General features: G+C 62.5%; 18 protein-coding genes. 3 read left to right on the forward strand and 15 right to left on the reverse strand.

Annotated features, from left to right (window positions below):
* Window positions 1-51: 51 nt before the first annotated feature.
* From CEW83_RS14020 to rpmH, 13 genes are all read right to left on the reverse strand, one after another.
* Entirely contained in the window at window positions 52-1509 is a 1458-nt protein-coding gene (locus tag CEW83_RS14020) for a TrkH family potassium uptake protein (RefSeq protein ID WP_108951417.1), read from the reverse strand.
* 19 nt (window positions 1510-1528) lie between these two features.
* The gene (gene trkA, locus CEW83_RS14025) at window positions 1529-2935 is read right to left on the reverse strand and encodes a Trk system potassium transporter TrkA (protein ID WP_108949900.1); all 1407 of its coding nucleotides are present in this window, start codon (window positions 2933-2935) and stop codon (window positions 1529-1531) included.
* A gap of 135 nt (window positions 2936-3070) precedes the next feature.
* Window positions 3071-4318: a sigma-54-dependent transcriptional regulator gene (locus CEW83_RS14030; protein WP_108949901.1), complete on the reverse strand. Its 1248-nt coding sequence runs from the start codon at window positions 4316-4318 to the stop codon at window positions 3071-3073.
* A gap of 3 nt (window positions 4319-4321) precedes the next feature.
* Window positions 4322-6442, reverse strand: a complete 2121-nt coding sequence (locus CEW83_RS14035; protein ID WP_108951419.1) for a sensor histidine kinase — start codon at window positions 6440-6442, stop codon at window positions 4322-4324.
* Window positions 6439-7038, reverse strand: a complete 600-nt coding sequence (locus CEW83_RS14040) for a DUF4390 domain-containing protein (RefSeq protein ID WP_199915118.1) — start codon at window positions 7036-7038, stop codon at window positions 6439-6441. The genes CEW83_RS14035 and CEW83_RS14040 overlap by 4 nt, the downstream gene beginning before the upstream one ends.
* A complete protein-coding gene (rsmB, locus tag CEW83_RS14045; RefSeq protein WP_108951418.1) occupies window positions 6998-8275 on the reverse strand; it encodes a 16S rRNA (cytosine(967)-C(5))-methyltransferase RsmB in 1278 nt (425 codons plus the stop codon). Before rsmB ends, CEW83_RS14040 begins: the two co-directional genes overlap by 41 nt.
* 288 nt (window positions 8276-8563) lie before the next feature.
* The gene (locus CEW83_RS14050) at window positions 8564-9337 is read right to left on the reverse strand and encodes a sulfite exporter TauE/SafE family protein (protein WP_108951421.1); all 774 of its coding nucleotides are present in this window, start codon (window positions 9335-9337) and stop codon (window positions 8564-8566) included.
* Window positions 9337-10131, reverse strand: coding sequence for a methyltransferase domain-containing protein (locus CEW83_RS14055; RefSeq protein WP_199915119.1), 795 nt, complete (start codon window positions 10129-10131; stop codon window positions 9337-9339). Before CEW83_RS14055 ends, CEW83_RS14050 begins: the two co-directional genes overlap by 1 nt.
* Window positions 10128-10400 carry an oxidoreductase-like domain-containing protein gene (locus CEW83_RS21770; RefSeq protein WP_108949902.1) on the reverse strand — a complete coding sequence of 91 codons (273 nt, stop codon included), beginning with the start codon at window positions 10398-10400 and terminating at the stop codon, window positions 10128-10130. The genes CEW83_RS14055 and CEW83_RS21770 overlap by 4 nt, the downstream gene beginning before the upstream one ends.
* 128 nt (window positions 10401-10528) lie before the next feature.
* Entirely contained in the window at window positions 10529-11887 is a 1359-nt protein-coding gene (mnmE, locus tag CEW83_RS14065; protein ID WP_108949903.1) for a tRNA uridine-5-carboxymethylaminomethyl(34) synthesis GTPase MnmE, read from the reverse strand.
* Window positions 11859-13502 (reverse strand): membrane protein insertase YidC, encoded by a 1644-nt coding sequence (gene yidC / locus CEW83_RS14070; RefSeq protein ID WP_108949904.1) that lies wholly within the window; start codon window positions 13500-13502, stop codon window positions 11859-11861. Before yidC ends, mnmE begins: the two co-directional genes overlap by 29 nt.
* A 129-nt stretch (window positions 13503-13631) precedes the next feature.
* Window positions 13632-13946 (reverse strand): ribonuclease P protein component, encoded by a 315-nt coding sequence (gene rnpA / locus CEW83_RS14075; protein ID WP_332871114.1) that lies wholly within the window; start codon window positions 13944-13946, stop codon window positions 13632-13634.
* A 49-nt stretch (window positions 13947-13995) separates the two neighbouring features.
* Entirely contained in the window at window positions 13996-14130 is a 135-nt protein-coding gene (gene rpmH / locus CEW83_RS14080) for a 50S ribosomal protein L34 (protein ID WP_002926183.1), read from the reverse strand.
* Between the two features lie 326 nt (window positions 14131-14456).
* On the opposite strand from rpmH, the gene dnaA reads away from it, so the two are divergent.
* The 3 genes from dnaA to gyrB all read left to right on the forward strand — a co-directional run bounded on the left by dnaA (window position 14457) and on the right by gyrB (window position 19675).
* The gene (gene dnaA, locus CEW83_RS14085; protein WP_199915120.1) at window positions 14457-15929 is read left to right on the forward strand and encodes a chromosomal replication initiator protein DnaA; all 1473 of its coding nucleotides are present in this window, start codon (window positions 14457-14459) and stop codon (window positions 15927-15929) included.
* Window positions 15930-15973: 44 nt separating this feature from the next.
* Window positions 15974-17080, forward strand: a complete 1107-nt coding sequence (dnaN, locus tag CEW83_RS14090) for a DNA polymerase III subunit beta (RefSeq protein ID WP_108949907.1) — start codon at window positions 15974-15976, stop codon at window positions 17078-17080.
* 93 nt (window positions 17081-17173) lie between these two features.
* A complete protein-coding gene (gyrB, locus tag CEW83_RS14095; protein ID WP_108951423.1) occupies window positions 17174-19675 on the forward strand; it encodes a DNA topoisomerase (ATP-hydrolyzing) subunit B in 2502 nt (833 codons plus the stop codon).
* Window positions 19676-20099: 424 nt separating this feature from the next.
* On the opposite strand, the gene drmC is transcribed toward gyrB, so the two are convergent.
* On the reverse strand, window positions 20100-20861 hold the full coding sequence (gene drmC / locus CEW83_RS14100; protein ID WP_108949908.1) for a DISARM system phospholipase D-like protein DrmC: 762 nt from the start codon (window positions 20859-20861) through the stop codon (window positions 20100-20102).
* Between the two features lies 1 nt (window position 20862).
* Entirely contained in the window at window positions 20863-22722 is a 1860-nt protein-coding gene (gene drmB / locus CEW83_RS14105) for a DUF1998 domain-containing protein (RefSeq protein WP_108949909.1), read from the reverse strand.
* Window position 22723 lies beyond the last annotated feature (1 nt).

The raw sequence follows: 22723 nt of genomic DNA on the forward strand, positions 1-22723 counted from the left end.
CCCGTGCGCGGCGGGTCGTCACGGCGCCCCGATGCGCGTGCGCAGGAGCCCTTACCGACGCCAGAATGCCGGCGTCATGACCACCAGCAAGGTGAAGATCTCGAGCCGCCCCAGGATCATCGTGAACGACAGCACCGCTGTCTGAAAATCATTGAGCGACTGATAGTTGGAGGCCGGGCCCACGGCATCGAGCCCCGGGCCGGTGTTGTTGAGACAGGCCACCACCCCTGAAAACGCGGTGATCAGTTCGAGGCCACTGGCCGACAGCAGCAGGGTCAGCGACACGATGCTGACCATGTACATGAAGCTGAAGCCGAGCACCGCGTGGAGAATGCCCTCGGAGACGGGCTGCTTGCCCATCAGGACCGGGCGCACCGCATTGGGATGAAGCGAACGGATGATCTCGCGAAACACCTGCTTGTACAGGATGATTGCGCGCATCATCTTGATCCCGCCGCCGGCCGACCCGGAACACGCAATGAAGCTCCCCAGGAACAGCACCCAGATCTGCGCGAACATCGGCCACAGCGTGTAATCGTAGGTCGCCAGACCCAGCGAGGTGGAGATCGACACCACATGAAAGGACACATAGCGCAAGGTGGTGGCCAGGTCGGCGTGCACATTGAACTGCATCAGGTAGAACGTCAGCAGCAGGATGCTGACGATCAGGACTGCGAAGAAGAAGGGAATCTCGGGGTCGCGGAAGTAGGGCAGCAGCGAGCGCCGCGACAAGGCCAGATAGTGGGTGGCGAAGTTGAGCGCAGAAGCCAGCGCAAACACCATGGCCACCATCTCCACATCGAGATTGTGGAAGTGTCCGAGCGAGGCGTCCTTGCTCGAAAAGCCGCCCAGCCCCGCGACCGAGAAGGCATGGATGACCGCATCCCAGCCTTCCAGGCCGGCGAACCAGAGGCTGAAGCCACAGCCGACAGTCAGCAGGATGTAGGTGAGCCACAAGCCCTTGGCCGTCTCCGCGATGCGGGGCGTGAGACTGCTCTCCTTCATCGGCGTGGGCACCTCGGCCTTGAACAGCTGCCGACCACCGATGCCGAGCAGGGGGAGGATGGCGACCACCAGTACGATCACCCCCATGCCTCCGATCCAGTGCATGAAGGTGCGCCACAGGTTGATCGAGGTCGGCAGGTCGTCCAGCCCGGTGAGGATCGTCCCGCCGCTCGCCGTCAGGCCTGATACCGCTTCAAAGTACGCGTCGACCAGAGACAGGTGCGGAAGGTAGCCCAGCAAGGGCAGCGCGCCGAAGACCGGCAGTACCACCCAGGTGGACGCAACCAGAAGAAAACCGTCGTGCACCCGCAGGTCGCGACGACGCCCGCGCGTCCCCAGCCACAGCAGCGCGCCGCACAGCAGGGTCACCACGATCGCCTGATCGTAGGCCATGGTTGCGCCGTCATCGAGCCAGAACGAAACCGACAACGGGAACAGCATCAGCAAGGCGAAGATCACGATGATCAGGCCAAGCGCGTTGAGGGCAGGGTAGTAGGCGCGCACCGGGGACGAGTACATGAACTTAAAGGAAGGTGAAACTGACCTGGAACAGCTTCTCGACCTTGCTCACCAGATTCTTGTGGGTACAGAACACGATCACGTGATCCTCGTTTTCAATCAGCGTGTCGTGGTGGGGAATGATCACCATCCGCCGGATCACCTTGCCGTCGCCACCGCGCCGTTCGTCACGCACAATCGCGCCAATCGTCGCCCCCTTGGGAAGGGTGATCTCGTCGATGCGACGCCCCACCACCTTGGAGTCCTTGGGCTTGCCGTGCGCAATGATCTCGAGCGCCTCGGCGGCCCCGCGGCGAAGGCTGTGGACCGCCACCACATCGCCACGACGCACATGCGCAAGCAGCGATCCGATGGAGGTGTGCGCGGGCGAGATCGCGATGTCGATCGGCCCGCCCTGCACCAGGTCGACGTAGCTCTTGCGGTTGATCAGTGCCAGCGTGCGGCGCGCGCCCATGCGCTTGGCCAGTGAAGCGGACATGATGTTGTCTTCTTCATCGTTGGTCAGCGCCACGAACAGATCGGTCTCGTCGATCCCCTCGTTCTCGAGCAGCTTCTCGTCGGTGGTGTCACCCCGCAGCACCAGGGTATGGCTGAGCTGGGTTGCCAGCATCTCGGCCCGGCGCTTGTCGACCTCGAGAATCTTGACGTGATAGTCGTTCTCGATCGAGCGTGCGAGGCGGAAGCCGATGTTACCGCCGCCGGCAATCATGATCCTGCGCATCGGCTTGTCGGTGCGGCGCAGCTCCCGCATGACCTGCCGGATATGCACGGTCGCCGCCAGACAGAACACTTCGTCGCCGGGGACGATCACCGTGTCGCCCTCGGGAATGATCGGTTCGCCATTGCGGTAGATGGCGGCAATGCGCACCTCGACGTTGGGCAGGTGAAAGCGCAGCGCCTTGAGTGGATGCCCCACCAGGGGTCCGCCCTCGAACGCACGGACACCGATCAGGCTGACCACGCCATCGGCAAAATCCAGCACCTGCAGCGCCTCGGGAAAGGCAATCAGACGCTTGATGTGATCGGTGACGATCTGCTCCGGACAGATCGAGAAATCGACCGCGAAGTTGTTTTCGTCGAGGAGCTCGGGGTGGTCGACATAGTCGGTCGAGCGCAGGCGCGCGATCCGCGTGGGCAGATTGAACAAGGCCTTGGCCACGCGGCAGGCGCACAGGTTGGTCTGGTCCGACTGTGTCACCGCGATCAGCAGATCGGCGTCTTCCGCACCCGCTTCACGCAGGACCGATGGCGACGCAGCGTTACCACACACCGTGCGTACTTCCAGCCGTTCGCGCAATTCCGCGAGGTAGTCTGCACTGGTGTCGACAAGGGTGATGTCGTTGGCTTCAGATACCAGATTTTCAGCAACCGACGCACCGACCTGGCCGGCACCAAGAATGATGACTTTCAACGGGATAGCCCCAGATGAACGCAAGAGCGGCCGATTCTACGCGGTGTTTCATCGACATGAAACAGAATGTTGCAATGCAGCAACCTGCGTATCGATGCGGCCCCCGTCGCGCCCACGCGGCCTATCCCTTGAGCATCAGTTTTCCTCGTGCCGCCTGCCTGCCTGCAGGCCCAGTTGTTTGAGCTTGCGATAGAGATGCGTGCGCTCCAGCCCGGTCTTCTCGGCAAGGCGCGTCATGTTGCCGCTCTCGAGTCTGAGATGGTGTTCGAAGTACATGCGCTCGAACGCTTCACGGGCTTCACGCAGCGGCTGGTCGAGCGGAATCGCACTCGCCGCCGCATCGGGGTTGGGCGCCAGCAGACGTCGCACTTCGGGCAGGCCAATCTCCTCTTCGAGCGTTGCCAGCGCCAGCGATCTCACCGCGGCGCGCAACTCGCCATAGCCTCCGGTCCAGTTGTGCGTGCGCAGATGATTGAGCGCAGCCGTGGAAAACCGGCGCAGCGGCACATCGTTCGCTTCGACCAGATGCAGCAGCACCTGTGCTGCAAGCTCGGGCAGATCGTCACGAATGTCACTCATTGCCGGTGGCGCCAGGCTGATCTCGAACAGGCGGTCGAGCACGGCCTCGTCCCAGCCCTCGCTGAGCAGTGCATCGTGACTGCGCTCGGTGGCCACCACCAGACGCAGGTCGTAGCGGTCCAGGCGCTCGAGCGCGAAGGCGAGGTTCTTCTGCTGCGCACGCGACAATCGTGCGAGCTCGGCGACATACAGCAGCCCGCCCTGGCTCGCCTGCAGCTGGTTGATGTCCAGCGGCACATTGACCGCCGTGAGGTCGAGCCAGGGTGCGCCGCCGGCCTGCAGGCTGCGCGCGACCAGTTCGGCCAGGCTGCCTCCACCGACGCGCAGCAGGAGCACTCTCGAACTGTCCGCGATCTGCTCGATCCGTCGCTTGAGCTCGCGCAGCGGCGCAGAGCGCGTAAAGGCCGCGAGCGTCAGCGGTGCCGGCGCGCCACTTGCCACCGGGCGCTGCAGGCCCCGCTTTACCGAGGCCAGCAGCTTCTGCAATGCGATCGGCTTTTCCAGATAGTCGATGGCGCCGATGCGGGTCGCCTCGACCGCCGTGTCGATGGTGCCGTGGCCGGACATCATCACCACCGGCATGTTCAGCTGGCCGTTGGCCGACCACTCCTTGAGCAGTGTGATGCCGTCGGTGTCGGGCATCCAGATGTCGAGCAGGACCATGTCGGGGCGCTCTGCATTGCGCGCAGCGCGCGCCGCAGCCGCGTTCTCCGCGAGCTGGATGTCGTGCCCTTCATCACGCAGGATCTCCGAGAGCAATTCCCGGATTCCCATTTCATCATCAACGATGAGTAGCTTGGCCATGGTTCAGTGTTCACCGTTTGTCAGGATCGTCCGCAGACGAATGCGTACTTCGGCTCCGCCGATGTCGCGATTGGCAATTCGTATTTCGCCCCCGTGTTCAGCCACGATCTTTTTCACCATTGCCAGACCGAGTCCGGTTCCCTTTGACTTGGTGGTGAAATAGGGCTCGAAGGCACGGGCGAGAATCTCGGCCGGGAAGCCCGGACCGTTGTCACGGCAGACCAGCAAGACCCGGTCGCCGTCAGCGCGTGCAAGCAGCGTGATCTCGGCGTCGTCCTTGCCGAGCACCGCATCCTGCGCATTTTGCAGCATATTGTGAATGATCTGGCGAATCTGCGAAGCGTCGCCCAATACCTTGGGCAGGTCGTCTCCGACCTGCAGGCGGATGCGCACCGCAGCGCTTTCGTACAGGTGCAGGACTTCCCGCATCAGCGCTGCAAGATCGAGCGCAACCAGCTCCGGCGCAGGCAGTCTCGCATAGTCCCTGAAGGCATTGACCAGATTCTTCATCGCCTCGACCTGATTCACGATCGTCCGCGTTGCGCGCTCGAGCATCGCCTTGCCGTCTTCGTCGAGCTGGTCTGCAAGCTTCAGCGCCAGGCGTTCGGCCGAGAGCTGGATCGGTGTCAGCGGGTTCTTGATCTCGTGCGCGAGGCGGCGGGCGACCTCGGCCCAGGCTGCGGTGCGTTGTGCATCGACCAGCCGGGTGATGTCGTCGAACACGACCACCAGGCCACCGCCCGTACTCTCCGGCAGGCGCGAGCCGTGCACCAGCAGCGTCAGCGGGGTGCTGTCCGGCGAAGGGATCTCGATCTGCTCGTGCCAGTCGCTCTCATGCGTCGCAAAGCCTTCGAGCAGCGCATCGCGGAACACCCCGTGACGCACCCAGTCGGCAAGCGCGATGTCTTCGAAACCGGCGAGATCATCGGCAAGGATGTCCATCGCGCCACGGTTTGCCGCGCGCAGGGTGCCGTTGCCCGCGAAGGCAAGCACACCGGTCGAAAGGTTGGCGAGCACGCTTTCCAGGTAGGCACGTGCGGCTTCGACTGCCGCACGGTTGCGGTCCGCGGCGGCGCGGGCGTCTTCGAGCTGGCGCACCATCTGGTTGAAGGATTGGGTCAGGACGCCGAGTTCGTCCCGTGCCGGCAATGCCTGGCGCGGGCGATAGTCGCCCTGCGCCACGGCCTGGGTGCCTTCAGCCAGGATCAGCAGCGGCGCAGCCAGCCTGCGCGCCAGCACGAAGGCAACCGCCATTGCGGTGAGCAGGGCGAGCAGCAGGGTCAGGGTCAATGTAAGGCTGTAGATGCGCTTCAGACCGTCGCGCCCAAGGGTGAGCTGCTGGTAGTCCCGATAAGCCTCCTGTACGGCCTCTGCGTGGCGGGAAAAGGTATCCGGCACGGGCTGGGTCAGCTGCAGCAGCTGTGGTTCGCTCAGAATCGAGCGCGTCGGGATCGGCACCACGACCCGAATCACCAGGCGTCCATCCGGATGGCTGTCCACCGTGCTGACGCTGCGACTCTGTCGTGCCTGGCGCAACTGCGCCGAGGAGGGCAGATCGGGCAGCAAGGCGACGCCGCCGTCACTGGCGGTGGCGACAACCTGACCGTTGGGCGCCAGCACCGTGGCGTTGCTCACGCCCGCAGTCTCGCGCAGGCGGCTGAGTGTCGCGGGCGACACGGTCTCGAAACCCTCGAGATCGAGCGCCATGTCGCCGGCCTTGGCGTTGACCTGGCTCACCAGATAATCGAGGGCGTTCTGCCCCAGCGCGATGCCCCCTTCAAGCGCAGAATCGACGCGGACGTCGAACCAGGACTCAATGCTGCGCACGACAAACTGCAGCGACACGGCGTATACGACGAGACCGGGCAGCAGCGCCATCAGCGCGAACATCATCATCATGCGGTACTTGAGACGGGAACCGAACTTGCGCGCGCGGTACTCCCGCCACAGCGAGCGCAGCTGCACCCCGACCAGCCCGGCAAGCCCCACGGCGACCACGCCGTTGAGCGCCAGCAGATACGGATAGCGATCGGCGAACAGGTCGGAATTCGCACTGGCCGAGGTCAGCAGATAGAGCGATATGCCGGCAATGGCGGCAATGATCGCAAGCGCAACGCGTTTCATCGCGAGGTCGCCGCCCCGGGCAGGAAGGTCCAGCGCAACCACTCGGTGCCGACATTCCAGTCGCGGCTGCCGATCGCCGTGACCTGGAAGGGCTTGGGCAACTGCGCGGTGTCGTGACGGAAGCGGAGCGATACCTCGTGCGAGACGCCCGGCGCGAGTTCATCGGCGCCGGCAATCTGCCAGTTGCGGATGCGTTGCATGGTCAGCAAGGCGGAATCCAGATTGTCGAAGCTCTGGTGGAAGGCACCGATCGACAGACGGTAGCTGCGGGTGATGGCGTGGTACGAGATGCGGTAGTTGAGTTCGCGCTCAACCACGACCTCGTTCAGCCAGTACCAGCGCGGTCGCTCGACCAACAGTTCAGCCACGAAATGGAGAGCGACGCCGCGGGTAATGGCGTCGGTCAATCGTGGGTTGATATCGAGTTCGATGTCCGCGTTCAGTACGTAGCCACCCTCCCCCGGCACGATCTCGGCAAAGGTGATCTGGCTGTCGTCCGCCCCGAAGGCCGACAGCGACAGCAGCGCCAGCGTCAGAAAAAGCTGGCGAAAGTGACTAGCGAAGTTTGCGCAGGCGCGCATAGTAGAAGCCGTCATGGTCGGCAGTCGGTGGAAGGGAACGCGAGTCGCTGGCATCAATGGCATGCGTTTCGGCATCCGGATGGCGGGCAAGAAATGCATCGATCTGGCGACGGTTCTCTTCGTCGAACACCGAGCACGTCACGTAGAGCATTGTGCCACCGGGCGCCAGCGTCTGCCAAAGCGCATCCAGAATTTCTGCCTGCTGTGCGGCAAAACGCGGGATATCCTCGTTTCGACGCAACCACTTGATGTCGGGGTGACGGCGAACCACACCCGACGCCGAACACGGAACGTCGGCAAGAATGCGGTCGAAGGGCTCTCCGTCCCACCAAGTGTTCAAGCGCCGGCAGTCTGCAACCTTGATGCGGGCAGCGAGTCCGAGGCGGTCGAGATTGGTCCGTACGCGTGCAGCCCGCGTCGGGTCGAGTTCGAGGGCGGTGAGATCGATGTCGGCACGTTCGAGCAGGTGCGCGCTCTTTCCGCCCGGTGCTGCGCAGGCATCGAGCACGCGCTCGCCATCGACTGCACCGAGCCATTGTGCCGCCCATTGCGCCCCGGCATCCTGCACCGACACCAGACCTTCGGCGAAGCCCGGCAGACGCTGCACCGGGACGGGATGCGCCAGCAGGATTGCGCCATTTTCGAGTTTTCGGGCCGGGATCCCGGCCTTCTCAAGCGCTGCAGAGACGTCTTCGCCCGATGCACGGCGTGCGTTCACGCGCAATGACATCGGCGGATGCAGATTGCCGGCCTGGAGGATCGCTTCCCAGTCTGCAGGATGATCGTATCGCACGCGCTCGATCCACCATCGCGGGCAGGCATAGCGTGCTTCGATATCCGCGTCGCGCCAGCCTTCGAGCTTCATGGTCTCGCGCAGCACGTTCCGCAGCACGCCGTTGATGACGCCCTTGAGCGCAGGCACCTCCGCGGCTGCGGCCTCGACTGCCTGATCAACCAGCGTGTGCGACTGGGCCGGGCGCTGCTCCAGGCGGTAGAGTGCGACCAGGAGTAGCGCATGGAGATAGGTCGGCAGCGGCTTGTGCAGATAATGCCGCAGCACCGCGTCTCCACGACCGAACTCACGCAAGGTAGACCAGGTGAGGTCACGGACCGCACCGCGAGTCGCGTCCGGCCAGCTCGGGTTGGCGCTGAGCATGGCCTCGTAGCCGTCGGTCAGGTTGCCACCCTCCAGCACGCCAGCCACCAGCGTGGATGCCTGCTTCAGCGCATAGGCAAGGCTGTCCTGCGGCAGGCTGGGCCGTGACGTCGCGCGCGGGGGCAAGCCGCGTCGATCATGCGGGGCGCTGGAGGGGCTGCGGGTTTGGGTACGACGATTCACAATGGTCTTCTTGTTTCGATGGATGATCTGAGCCTAGCCCGGGAAGACTTCGGCTCTCTCAAGGAATGGTAGCGGCAATGCCGGGCTGTTGCATGCGGTGGTGTCTGCACACCTTCATTCGAAGGGGTCGCTGAAAGTCGCTCGTACGATCCGAGTCATTCTCTCGCGTTTGGTGCCGTGTTTCACGTGAAACACGTCGCACTACAGGGCGGCCAGTGTGTCGTATGCAAGTTTTGCGATCAGGACTGACACGACCGCCAGGAACATCTTACGCACAAATCCCGTTCCATGACGAAGCGCGGTGCGTGAGCCCACCACGGCGCCGCACAGATTGCATGCAGCCATGAGCAGCCCGAGCTTCCACAGAATCTCGACGTTGTTTGCAAAGTACGCGATGGCCGCGAAGTTCGTTGCGACGTTGACGATTTTCGCCGTGACCGACGCGCGAAGGAAGTCCATGCCGAGAAAACGGATGAACAGAAAGATCAGGAAGCTGCCGGTTCCGGGACCGAAGAATCCATCGTAGAACCCGAGCACGAGTCCGATCACCGCAGCGGTCAAGGTCGCTCGGAAGTCATGCGGCCCCTCGCGCGAGATGGATCCAAGATCCTTGCGCATGAAGGTATAGCCGGCCACAAGAATCAGCAACACCAGGATGAGCGGGCGCAACACCGTCGGCGGCATGTAGGCCACGGCCTTTGCGCCATACCATGAGCCGACCAGCGCACCGACCGCACCAGGTATGGCAATGCGCCACGGTATGGTTACACGACGCCCGTACTGGATGGCTGCACTCGTGGTCCCAATGATGCTAGCGACCTTGTTGGTGCCGAAGAGCACCGCGGGCTGGACCGAAGGAAAGGCCGCAAACAAAGCCGGGATCTGTACCAGCCCTCCACCGCCGACGACAGCATCGATGAAGCCGGCGCAGAACGCACCGATGGCGAGAACCAGATACAGACCGTTCGAATCAATTAACATGTTTCACGTGGAACACGATGTACAGGCCCACGCGCAAGCATGAACAGCCTCTTGAAAGGAAAAAGCACCGAACCATCAGGTCGAGCCGGATAGGCCGAGGCCAGCATCGGCTTCAGCTGCGAAACAAACGCCCTCGTTTGCGCCTCACTCAGGCAGGCAAAATACGGAACCAGGGTACTGCCCGCCAGCCATTCGAAAACAGCATGCTCTCCGGAAAGCCGCTGATAGTAGGTTGCCTCCCACAGATCAAGCTCTTCGAAGTGTGCCGAAAGCAGCGACTGATATGCGTCGGGCTCAAGCACCTCACCCATTCGCACTTGCGTTAACGCGCCCTTCCATTCGGCGCTGGCCGCCAGCTCCCGGATCAGTCGATGGGACGGCGCGGAAAAATTCGCCGGCATCTGCACAGCCAGAACACCATCCGGCCCAAGCATTGCCGCCAGTCGCGCGAACAGCGCCGGATGATCTCCGACCCAATGCAAGGCGGCGTTTGAAAACACCAGATCGACCGGCGCATCCGGATGCCAAGATGAAATATCTGCCTCGACCCATTGCGCACGCGGGAGCACGGCGCGCGCGCGTGCCAGCATTGCGGCCGACTGATCGACGCCCGTCAGGTTCGCATCGGGCCAGCGCTGCAAGAGAAGCGGGGACACATTCCCGGGACCGCAGCCAAGATCGACGATGGTGCGAGGCGGCGTCATGGAGATTCGCCCCATGAGGTCGAGTGCCGGACGCAAACGCAAATCGTGAAAACCGAGATATCGGTCCGGACTCCAGCTCATCATTCAGTCTCCGGTCGTACATGCGCGACAGCAGGCCGAACAGCGGCGCTCGCCAGCAGTTCCGCCGCCTGCTCTCGCCAGTAGCGCAAAGCGAAAAAGAAGCCTTCCCACACGCAACCGTTACAACCCCGTCCGCAACACGTTGTCGGCACCGGTGGTGCCTGCCGAAAACTCAGGCCCGCTTGTGCAAGCAGCGCCTCAACCTCAGCGACGACCAGATTCGCATCGTCGACATGACGCAGTGGCCGCAGGAACGGATCGGGTCGGGTCATGGATCACCAGTCAGAAAAATGGGAACGAAGGGCGCGAACACCGCGCATGCCGCGGCCGAAGCGCGAAAACCGGAGATACGCGGCATGCCGCGGCACATGATGCCATGCGCATCATGAATGCACGGTGGTCACTTTCCGATGCAGAACCTCGAAAAGATCACCCCGAGGAGATCGTCAGCCGAGAACTCTCCCGTAATCTCGCCAAGTCGTTCCCCGGCAAGTCGCAGCTCCTCGGCAAAGAGTTCGAGCGCTGAAAGCTGATCTCCTGCCAGGCGCACATGCGCGAGCGCCGCCCGCAATGCCAGCAGATGACGTTCGCGCGCAAGAATCACGTCTTCGCCATGCGCATGCCACCCCGCCACTCGCAGCAGCTCCTTGCGCAACAGATCGATCCCCAGGCCTTCCCGCGCTGAAACGCGCAGTTCGACTCGACCATCGTGCTCAACCCGTGCCGGGTCAAGATCGCACAAGTCGATCTTGTTGATGACGGTGATGCATTCAACGCCGGGAAGAAGATCGAGATCGATATCCGTACCGCCCTCGGTTTCGCCCGGGCGACCGGCGTCGACGAGGCGCAGCACCACATCGGCACGCTCGAGTTCGCGCCGGGTGCGTTCGATACCGATGCGCTCCACCACATCGCTGGTATCGCGCAAGCCCGCCGTATCAATGACGTGCAGCGGAATGCCTTCGATCTGTATGGTTTCGCGCAAGGCATCGCGCGTCGTGCCGGCCACCTCGGTGACGATTGCACGATCCTCGCCCGCAAGCTGATTGAGCAGACTCGACTTGCCGACGTTCGGCGCGCCCGCCAAAACCACGTTGAGGCCACTGCGCAGCAGCGCCCCCTGACGCGCACGGTCAAGCACTCCTTCGAGCTGTTCGCGAATCGAGGCCAGACGCGGCAGGGCCCTGGCCTTTTCGAGGAAGTCGATTTCCTCTTCGGGAAAGTCCAGCGTCGCCTCGACGAGCATGCGCAAGTCGATCAACGCGTCCTTGATAAGATGGATTTCCTGCGAGAAGCGGCCGGACAGCGACCGGACAGCCGACTGCGCGGCGGCGGCGGTAGAAGCCTCGATCAGGTCTGCCACGCTTTCGGCCTGGGCCAGATCGAGCTTGCCGTTGAGAAAGGCACGCCGGGTGAACTCACCGGGCTCGGCCAGTCGCGCGCCCAGTGCGAGGCAGCGATCGAGCAACATCTGCATCACGACCGGTCCACCATGGCCCTGCAGTTCGATCACGTCCTCGCCGGTAAACGACGCGGGCGCACGGAAATAAATCAGGAGCCCTTCGTCGATGGGCTCGCCCTTCGCCCCAAGAAAGCGGGTGAAACCCGCAAGCCGGGGCTGGGGATCGCGACCGGTCAGTTCGCGGGCAAACGCCGCCAGACCCGCCCCGGAAACGCGAACGACGCCGACACCTCCTCGGCCCGGCGCCGTTGCAATCGCGGCGATGGTGTCAGGCGGGCTTGCTGCCGGCCTTGGCACTCTCGATCATCCGCGTAATCTGCCATTGCTGTGCAATCGACAGAATGTTGTTCACCACCCAGTACAGCACCAGACCGGACGGGAACCACAGGAACATGAAGGTGAACACGATCGGCATTGCCATCATGACCTTGGCCTGCAGCGGATCCGGTGGCGTCGGGTTGAGCTTCATCTGGATCAGCATGGAGGCACCCATGATGACCGGCAGGATGAAGTACGGGTCCTTGGCGGACAGATCCTGAATCCAGCCCAGCCAGGGCGCCTGACGCATTTCCACGCTACCGAGCAGTACCCAGTACAGCGCGATGAACACCGGAATCTGCACCAGGATCGGCAGGCAACCGCCGAGCGGGTTGATCTTCTCGGTGCGGTAGAGATTCATCATCTCCTGCTGCATCTTGGCCTTGTCGTCGCCGTACAGCTCCTTCATGCGCTGCATGCGGGGGCCGAGTACGCGCATCTTCGCCATCGACTTGTAGCTGGCTGCGGACAGCGGGAAGAACAGCAGCTTCAGCAGGACCGTCACCAGAATGATGGCCCAGCCCCAGTTGCCGAGCATGTCATGCAGCCACGACAGCACCCAGAACAGCGGCGCAGCAATCACGGTCAGCCAGCCGTAGTCGACCACCAGATCGAGTCCGGGAGCGATGTCCTGCAGCTTGTCCTGCTCCTGCGGGCCGACATACAGGCGGGACTCCGCCGTACCGCTCGCACCCGGTGCAATCGCATCGACCGGCAGGATCACGCCGGCCGAGTACAGGCCATTGGCAACCTTGCGGGCGAAGAACTCGCGCTCGACACCGACCTCAGGCAACCAGGCGCTGACGAAGTAGTGCTGGACCATCGCCACCCAGCCATCGGGTGCGGTCTTGGCAAACTTGGCCTTGCCCTCGGCGATCTCCTCGAAATGAACCTTCTGGAACTTGGCCGCATCGGTGTAGAACGCCGGACCGGTGAAGGTTGTCACGCCGAAAGCCTGCACCTGCTCTGCCGGCTCGCCGTCACGCGTGAGCTGGAAGTAGGCATGACCGGAGACGGGTTCGCCGCTGCCGTTGGCGATCTCGTAATCGACATTCACCAGGTAGCTGCCACGATGGAAGGTCATCACCTTGGTGACCTTGACCCCGTTCTGCTCAGGCGCCTCGAGGCGCAGCACCAGGGTGTCCTCGCCGTCCTTCATCACCTGTTCGCCTTCAGGCAGCGCGAACACCGTACGGTGAGTGGGGAGATCGGTACCGATCAGGCCGGACTCGGCCGAATAGCGGTGAACCTCGCCGTTGTCGAACAACAGGAAGCCACGCTCATGATCGGCGGTGGATTTGTGTTTCACCAACTCGAGCCGGACGATGCTGCCGCCTTCGGCGGACACGTCGGCACGCATCAGGTCAGTGACCACACGCACCGTCGGCGCAGCCGAAGCGGCCGCAGTTGCGGGCAGTGCCGATGCACCAGGCGCGGCGAGCGCACTTGGCGTGGGAACCGAAGCCCCCCCGGAGTTGGCGGCGGCGGCAACAGGTGCCGGCGCGGCGGGTTGGTTATGTTTGATCCACCCGTCCCACAGCATGACCAGGGAAAGGGAGAAAACCAGGAGTAGGATGAGGCGACGTTGATCCATCGGGTTCGTGGTCGTACGGTCGTTAGTCAGGGAACGGAATGATACCCGCCCTGAGAGAAAAACAAGCGCGGCCCGGCATCAATCTGACCCCGGGGCGAAAAGAACCATGCATGATCGACGGCCCGATGCTCACAAACGCGGCAAGCGCGACAGCAACTGCAGCAGATCCTGATTGAGCTCGGCTCGCGTTGCAGTTGCCACAGGCGCATGCAGACGCACGATCAGATCGCACGCAGGCGTGTCGGTACGCTGGCGCCGAAAAATCTCGCGCGCAATGCGTTTCACCAGATTGCGTACATTGGCCCGCTTCGCCAGCTTCTTGGCCACGACGACACCCAGACGGGCCGTGTCGAGCCCGTTGGGCCGGTAATGCAGCATGTAGAATCGGCCGCGAAGGGCACGCCGAAAAGCAAAAACGGATGAAAATTCATCCGTTTTGTGCAGTCTGTGAGCGCTGCGAAAACCTTGATCAGCGCTCGAGGGGTCAATCACCTCAGACGGCGAGGCGATGACGGCCCTTGGCGCGACGGGCACGGATGACCGCACGACCGCCACGGGTCTTCATGCGGACCAGAAAGCCGTGGGTGCGCTTGCGACGAACGACGGAGGGTTGGTAAGTGCGTTTCATGATCGGCTGCCAGTGGTAAGGTCAAACGATATATTTAATGTGATAGCCCCCTGTTTGTCAAGAGGAATTCACATCCATCAGGTCACCAGCCTCCAGCGACGATTCCACGACTTCAATGCGCGTGCCTGTGGATAAGTCTCGCGTCGACGGGTAGAATTGCGCTCTTGACCAACCCGCCGGCACACGACTCAGCGCTTTTCCGTGCTGACGCCGACGGGCTTATTCCCAGAACAGGCCTTAAGGCCGTCGCTCCCGCTACGCCTCGTGTTGCAGGCGCGGCATGCATGTATTCGAGACCCGTGCCGCAAACACAAACCGTCCCTTCCGTGAATCAGGATTTCTGGCCCTTCTGCCTTGCCCATCTTGAACAGGAACTGCCTCAACAGCAGTTCAATACCTGGATCAAGACGCTTCAGGTCGTCTGCGGCGAAGCTGCGGACGGCGGCCCCACGCTCACCCTGACCGCCCCGAACCGCTTCGTGATGCAGTGGGTGCGCGAGCGTTACCTGCGTCGAATCGGGGAGCTCGGCGAAGAATTTCATGGCGTGCCCCTGCAACTCGACCTGCAGCTGCCTGCGCCCGGCGCGGCACGCACGCCGGTCAAGCCGGTGGCAAATGCGGCGCCGGCTGCCGGCGCAGCGCTCGCCGAGACGCCGGGGAGCGCAAGCAGCCCGGCGGTGGCAGACAGCGCACCGGCACAGCCGCGACAGGCGGCCCCCTCGGCGATCATTCGCAGTTCGTCGCCCGAACCCTTGTCAGGCGCTGAACTTGCCTACGAGAAGACCCGCCTCAACGCCGACTTCACCTTCGATACCCTGGTGACCGGGCGCGCCAACGATCTGGCCCGCGCCGCTGCCATGCAGGTGGCGCAGAACCCCGGCACCTCGTACAACCCGCTGTTTGTATACGGTGGAGTCGGCCTCGGCAAAACCCACCTGGTGCACGCCATCGGCAATGCGGTGTTCCGTCAGAACCCCCGTGCGGTGGTACGTTACGTTCACGTCGAGGACTACTACGCCGACGTCGTGCGCGCCTATCAGCAGAAGAGCTTCGACGCGTTCAAGCGCTACTACCGCTCGCTCGACATGCTGATCATCGATGACATCCAGTTCTTCAACAACAAGAACCGGACCCAGGAAGAATTCTTCCACGCCTTCAACGCGCTCACCGAAGCCAAGAAGCAGATCGTCATCACCTGCGACACCTACCCCAAGGACATCCAGGGTCTGGAAGATCGCCTGATCTCGCGCTTCGACTGGGGCCTGACGGTGCAGATCGAGCCGCCCGAGCTCGAGATGCGGGTTGCGATCCTGCAGAAGAAGGCCGAAGCCCTGCGCGTGGCAGTGGATGACGACGTCGCCTTCCTCATCGCCAAGAACCTGCGCTCGAACGTGCGCGAGCTCGAAGGCGCGCTCAACAAGGTCGTGGCCTACGCCCGCTTCCACGGTCGCGGCATCTCGCTCGAGGTGGCCAAGGACGCGCTCAAGGATCTGCTCAACGCGCACAACCGCCAGCTGTCGATCGAACACATCCAGAAGACCGTCGCCGACTATTACAAGATCAAGATCGCCGACATGCACTCCAAGAAGCGCACCCGGGTCATCGCCCGTCCGCGTCAGGTCGCGATGTGGCTGGCCAAGGAGCTCACCCCGATGTCGCTGCCCGCGATCGGCGAAGCCTTCGGCGGCCGCGACCATACCACCGTGCTACATGCTTGTCGTACCATCACCGAGCTGCGCCTCGGCGACCACCAGCTCAACCACGATGTTCATGTGCTCACCCAGGTCCTGCGGGGCTGAGCCAGCAATGACTTTCCGATCAATTTTCTGACCAGACTGACGCCATGCTCCTGCTCAACACCACCCGTGATGCGCTTCTCGCCCCGCTGCAGTCCGTGGCCGGCATCGTCGAAAAGCGCCACACCCTGCCCATCCTGTCGAACGTGCTGATCGAGAAACAGGGCGACCGCCTGACGCTGCTCGCCACCGACATCGAAATCCAGATCCGCACCACCACCGCCGGCAATGCCGGGGGTGAAGACGTCTCCATCACCGTGGCCGCGCGCAAGCTGCAGGACATCCTGCGCGCACTGCCCGACACCGACGTCAATCTCACCCTCGACGACAAGCGCCTCACGGTGAAGGCCGGCAAGAGCCGCTTCCAGCTGCAGACCCTTCCCGCGGCCGACTACCCGCGCATGAACCTGCCCGATGGCGACGCTACCCGCTTCAGCGTGCCGCAGCGCACCTTCAAGCGTCAGCTCGCCCAGGTCGCCTACGCCATGGCGCAGCAGGACATCCGCTACTACCTCAACGGCCTGCTGCTGATCGCCGACGGCAACGAGCTGCGCATGGTCGCCACCGACGGTCACCGCCTCGCCTACGCGGCCAGCGAACTCGAAGCCCCGGTCAACCAGCGCTGCGAAACCATCCTGCCGCGCAAGACCGTGCTCGAACTGTCGCGCCAGCTCGCCGACAACGACGATCCGCTCGAAGTCATCCTCGCCGGCAATCAGGCGGTGTTCCGCTTTGGCGCCATCGAACTCGTCACCAAGCTCATCGACGGCAAGTTCCCCGACTACCAGCGCGTCATTCCGCAGAACCACCCCGGCCTCGTCACCCTGCCGCGCCAGACTCTGCTGTCTTCGCTGCAGCGCGCCGCCATTCTCACCAACGAGAAGTTCCGCGGCGTGCGCCTGGTGCTCGAAGCCGGCACCCTGCGCATCGTCAGCTCCAACGCCGAGCAGGAAGAAGCGCAGGAAGAACTCGAAATCGACTATCAGGGCGACAAGCTCGACATCGGTTTCAACGTCACCTACCTGCTCGACGTGCTCAACAACCTGTCGTCCGAAACCATCGAATGGCGTTTCAACGACGGCAACTCGAGCGCGCTGATCACCCTGCCTGGCAACGAGCAGTTCAAGTATGTCGTGATGCCGATGCGCATTTGAAGCACGCGCATCGCTTCCCCATGAACCCGGCCTGGCCGGGTTCGCTGCCCCCTTCACCGGGGGCACGTTCTTTATGAATCACCCGAGATGACCATGTCCGAACCGCAAAACCTGCCCACCGCGTCCGCAATCGCGCACGAAGACTACGACGAAACCAGCATCCAGCAGCTCGAAGGCCTAGAGGCGGTTCGCAAGCGCCCCGGCATGTACATCGGCGATACCTCCGATGGCACCGGCCTGCACCACATGGTGTTCGAAGTTGTGGACAACGCCATCGACGAGGCCCTGGCAGGCCATTGCGACGACATCGTCATCACCATCCACGCCGACAACTCCATCTCCGTCACCGACAACGGCCGCGGCATCCCGGTCGGGGTCAAGATGGACGACAAGCACGAACCCAAGCGCTCGGCCGCCGAAATCGTCATGTGCGTGCTGCACGCCGGTGGCAAGTTCAACCAGAACAGCTACAAGGTGTCGGGCGGCCTGCACGGCGTGGGCGTGTCGTGTGTGAACGCGCTGTCCAAGTGGCTGCGCCTCACCGTGCGCCGCGACGGCAAGAAGCACTTCATGGAGTTCAACCGCGGCGTGCCGCAGGACCGGCTCATCGATGTCGTCAACGGCATCGAGACCAGCCCGCTCAAGGTCATCGGCGACACCAGCAAGCGCGGCACCGAAGTGCACTACCTGGCTGACGAAGAGATCTTCGGCACCATCGAGTACCACTACGACATCCTCGCCAAGCGCCTGCGCGAACTGTCCTTCCTCAACAACGGCGTGAAGATCCGCCTCCTCGACCAGCGCACCGGCAAGGAAGAAGACTTCGCCTTCGCCGGTGGCGTGAAGGGCTTCGTCGAGTACATCAACCGCACCAAGACCGTGCTGCAGCCCACGGTGTTCTACGCCGCCGGCACCACCCGCATCCCCACCGGCGCCGGCCACGATGCCGAACTGTCGGTCGAAGTCGCGATGCAGTGGAACGACAGCTACGCCGAACAGGTGCTGTGCTACACCAACAACATCCCGCAGGCCGATGGCGGCACCCACCTCACCGGCCTGCGTGCAGCGATGACCCGCGTCATCAACAAGTACATCGAAGAAAACGAGATCGCCAAGAAGGCCAAGGTCGACATCACCGGTGACGACATGCGCGAAGGCCTGGCCTGCGTGCTGTCGGTCAAGATGCCCGACCCCAAGTTCGCCAGCCAGACCAAGATGAAGCTGGTCTCGAGCGAGGCCCGTCCGGCGGTGGAAGAAGTGGTCGCCAACAAGCTCACCGACTTCCTGCTCGAGAATCCGCTCGACGCCCGCACCATCTGCAACAAGATCGTCGAAGCCGCCCGCGCCCGCGACGCCGCCCGCAAGGCGCGCGACATGACCCGCCGCAAGGGCATCCTCGACGGCGTCGGTCTGCCCGGCAAACTCGCCGACTGCCAGGAAAAAGACCCCGCGCTGTGCGAACTCTACCTGGTCGAGGGTGACTCCGCAGGCGGCTCGGCCAAACAGGGCCGCGACCGTAAGTTCCAGGCCATCCTGCCGCTCAAGGGCAAGATCCTCAACGTCGAGAAGGCCCGCTTCGACAAGCTGCTGCAGAGCCAGGAAATCGCCACCCTGATCACCGCGCTCGGCACCAGCATCGGCAAGGACGACTACAAGCCCGAAAAGCTGCGCTACCACCGCATCATCCTGATGACCGATGCCGACGTCGACGGCGCCCACATCCGCACCCTGCTGCTCACCTTCTTCTATCGCCAGATGCCCGAGCTGGTCGAACGCGGCCACATCTACATCGCCCAGCCGCCGCTGTACAAGATCAAGCACGGCAAGAGCGAGATGTACATCAAGGACGACCACGAGCTCAACAACCACCTGCTCAAGCTCGCGCTTGAAGGCGCCGTGCTGCTGCCGCGCGCCGATGCCGACCTGATCACCGACGAGACCCTCGGCGGCCTCGCCCGCAGCTACCTGCTGGCCGAAGCCGTCATCCGCCGCCTCGCCAGCTACATCGATCCCGAAGTGCTGCAGGCCATGCTCGCGCACGACCTCCCGGTCAGCCTCGACGACGAAGCCGCCGCGCGCGACTCCGCCGCCCGCATCCAGCCCCATCTGCCGGAAGACCTGCAGATCTACGCCGAATACCACGAAGAGTCTGAAGGCTGGCGCCTCACCATCGAACGCCTGCACCACGGCAACCGCAAGTTCGGCTGGGTCGAGCACGACTTCCTCGTCTCCGGCGACTACCGCACCATCCGCACCGCCAGCGAATCCATCGCCGGCCTCATCGGTGCCGGCGCCGAGATCCGCCGTGGCGAAAAACGTCAGCCCATCGTCCGCTTCGCTGACGCCATCACCTGGCTGCTGTCCGAAGTCGAACGCGGCCTGAGCAAGCAGCGCTACAAGGGTCTGGGCGAAATGAACCCCGATCAGCTGTGGGAAACCACCATGGACCCCGCCGTCCGCCGCCTGCTGCGCGTGCAGATCGACGACGCCATCGCCGCCGACGAGATCTTCACCACGCTGATGGGCGACAACGTCGAGCCGAGAAGGGCGTTCATCGAGAGCAATGCGCTGTATGCGCAGAACATTGATATCTGACGTTTTGTAGCGGCGACCATAAACTGGCAATTTGCCGGGCATAAACTGGCAGACGGTCGCGAGAGGCGGGTGAATCCACTAGGATTCCCCGCCTTTTTCCATGCTAAAAATTGCGTAGAAACAGCAGACAATAAGGCTTCTGAGTTCCGGAGACGTCATCGTATTAAGACATCCGACTTAGCGCCGCCCGCGCCTCTGAGGGCCAACGGACGACCCACGAAGTACTGATCTAGGTTAAGCGAGCTATCTACGCCCCTAAATGACCCGTGCCAAAGTTGCCGAAAGACATAAGGAGGCGAGGGGTGCCTTGAAGAAGGTGGCGCAGGTTTGCGCAATTCGGCATGAGTGACATGCTGGCCTCCTAAGTCATTCACATCGTCCTCAATTACCCGCAACTTACGGATAACAATCATACGGAGCAGCTTCACACAACAGAGACTATTTTCGTATCGACGAGTGAGCGCAGGTGTTCATCAAGCAGCTTTGCAATGCGCCCGCCAGAGATCAGCACACCAGCCTCCATGTTCTTTTCCATTGCGTGCCCGGTGAGGTTCGCGCTGGTGATGAAACACATCCTGCCGTCTGCGACAGCAACTTTGGCGTGGACGCGGCCGTCGGAAAACGGGTCGGCCTTGTCGCGCCAGGCATAGAGATTGGCGGCCGGAACCAAAGTCCTCATTTTGCCTATCGCGTCGAAAGTGATGCTGCCACCATGATCTTGAGACAACTCGAGCAGCATTGAGATGGTCACACCGCGATCATTCGCCGCGTTCAGGGCCTTGACGATGGTGGACACGTCGTAGGCCACGAAGCTGGTAATGAACAACGACTGTTCTGCTGAGTTGATGACCTGCAGCAGCGCCTGCTCTGTTCTACGCGCCGATACGAACGGCGTCGTTGGGCCGGTCCACACGAGTTCGGTGGATTGCTCAGACGCGGCTTTGGCGTAAACGTGACCGGCAGCGATAAGCATTGATGCCAGTTCGTCTGAACCAACCTTGGTGTTTTGCCAGGCTGCCGCAAGCTGCTCGACCACTGTGCTGGCCAGCGGAGTTCCGACCACACTCGGCAAAGCCGTCGCAGCCTTGCTGGCACTAGTTCGACGAACGCGGGCGGCAATGGCCTGCACCTTCTCAGGTGAGACCAGAGAGACCAAGGCTGCAATGGCATCCAAGAGTTCATCCATGTCAGAACCCCTTGAAGAAAGCAGCGTCGGCGCGTTCGAGTGTTGGTATGAGCAGCGATCGATCCAGATAGCGATTGCCCCGCTCGCAAGAGGTCTCCGCCACTAGAGAGCACGCATGGCAAGCAGCCCCATGCAATGAGCGGTCTTTTTCGGGGTCATGTTCCGAGCAAAGCGGATCTGATGAGCAGATTTTCGAACGATTCAGTGCTTGCGCCAGCAGGCGACCAAGGTTTTCTGGCTTCCCGAGGTCGACAAGGCCACCCAGCGTGCCGTCAGAATCTGCTGCTGCGGTATAGATGAGGATACCCGCCTGCGGGCTGTCGCCCGATGTATCGGCATAGATGCGCTCACGAATGCTCGCAGCGTTGTATCCGCACTCCAGCGCCAGTTCACGAATCAGCAAATGAGACAGGGTGTGCAGCATTGCATAGCGAATGCCGGGGTAGCCTTCCTTCGGGTCGAGATGACGCGAATTGCGCCATCCCTTATGACCACCACGGAGTATCTGGTCGACCTTTTTCACGCCATCCAATGCCTCCCATTTGACGAGCGCGGCTTCGTCAAACTGCACGAAGATCCCTTCGCCGTGAACCTGATTGGCTGGCACCCAGTCTGGCTTGCTGCGCGACAGGCTGGCCATTTGGGGGCGTTCATTCGGATCGCCAGACTCTTCGGGTGCTTCGACCCGAGTGAAGCCCAACAAGGCATTCACTTCGCGCAAGCGCTCAAGGAGCAAGACTCGACTGATATGGCCGCTGAATCCCGGTGGTGTGCCGACCTTCTTGCTCATGAAGTGCGGGTAGTCCGTGGGCGGATTGGCCTCTGTCAGCACATCCCACTCGGGCCCTTTGATGTCGGCCTCACCCACGACCTCCTGTCCGCCGCCATTGCGGTGTGCTTCGACGGCCAACCAGATCGACGCAGCCGGATACTTGTCGATTCCTGGCAGCGCCCCGGTCTTCTTCAAGGTCTTCACCGTCACCGACACCTCGGCTTCGGATTCAAGTTCGTCGAAAAACTCCCAGCCATCCTGGATCAGTTGACTGAGCGGGTCCTTGGTCTGGGGTATTGCAAGTGCGGAGAGCGTGATCGGAAACCAGCTGTTCGTGGCTCCCAATAGCACCGCGCGTGCTTCCTCATCGCATTCGTGGTCGAAGTGGTCTAGGTGCGGATGCCGTCCTCGGCACCCCGGCAGATTCTCTTTTCCTGCCTTGCCGAAAGCGTGCGCCATGCTTCTGGATGCCCCACAGGCATCACATTTCACCCACAGGTTTTCCGTTTGCAGCGACGCGCCACTCTCGAAGAAGCGCAGCGTGCCCTTGCACGAGCTATTACCTCCATGCACGAAGTAGTGCCACGGAAAATCGTCAAGGTGGCCGTCGCGACAGGCCAGAAGGAAACGTGCGGGAACCGCATCCGCGTCTTTAGCTTTTTGGTCACCCTTTGAGCCTGTGCAGCCTTTGTGAACGAAGCGAGTTCGCTCCGGCCTGAAGCGGTTCTCCTTGATCTCGAACAGACCGGCATCAAAGGGCGACAGCAGGCCGCACTTCACGCAGCGCATCCAGCGCGGGAATGGCCGGACGGGAACGCCGATATTGGCCTCGGCCGACCAGACGTCGACGAGTTCACTCTTCTGAAACGGCGGCATCCGCAGGCTCTCGACCTGCGCCCCCAATACCTTTCGAACGGCAGCGAGCAGTCGTGCCTCTTGAATCGGCTGGCAGCGGTCTTTTTCCCATCGGTCGATGCCGAGCGTCACGACGGACAGGCTGGGCAGGTCGATCAGCGCACCGGGCCCATAGGTCCACAGCAACTGGCTGGGGCGAACTTCTCCGACTGGAGTCTTGTTGTTGATGATCATG

Origin of the sequence: Parazoarcus communis (assembly GCF_003111645.1) — a bacterium.
Lineage (GTDB): Bacteria > Pseudomonadota > Gammaproteobacteria > Burkholderiales > Rhodocyclaceae > Parazoarcus > Parazoarcus communis_A.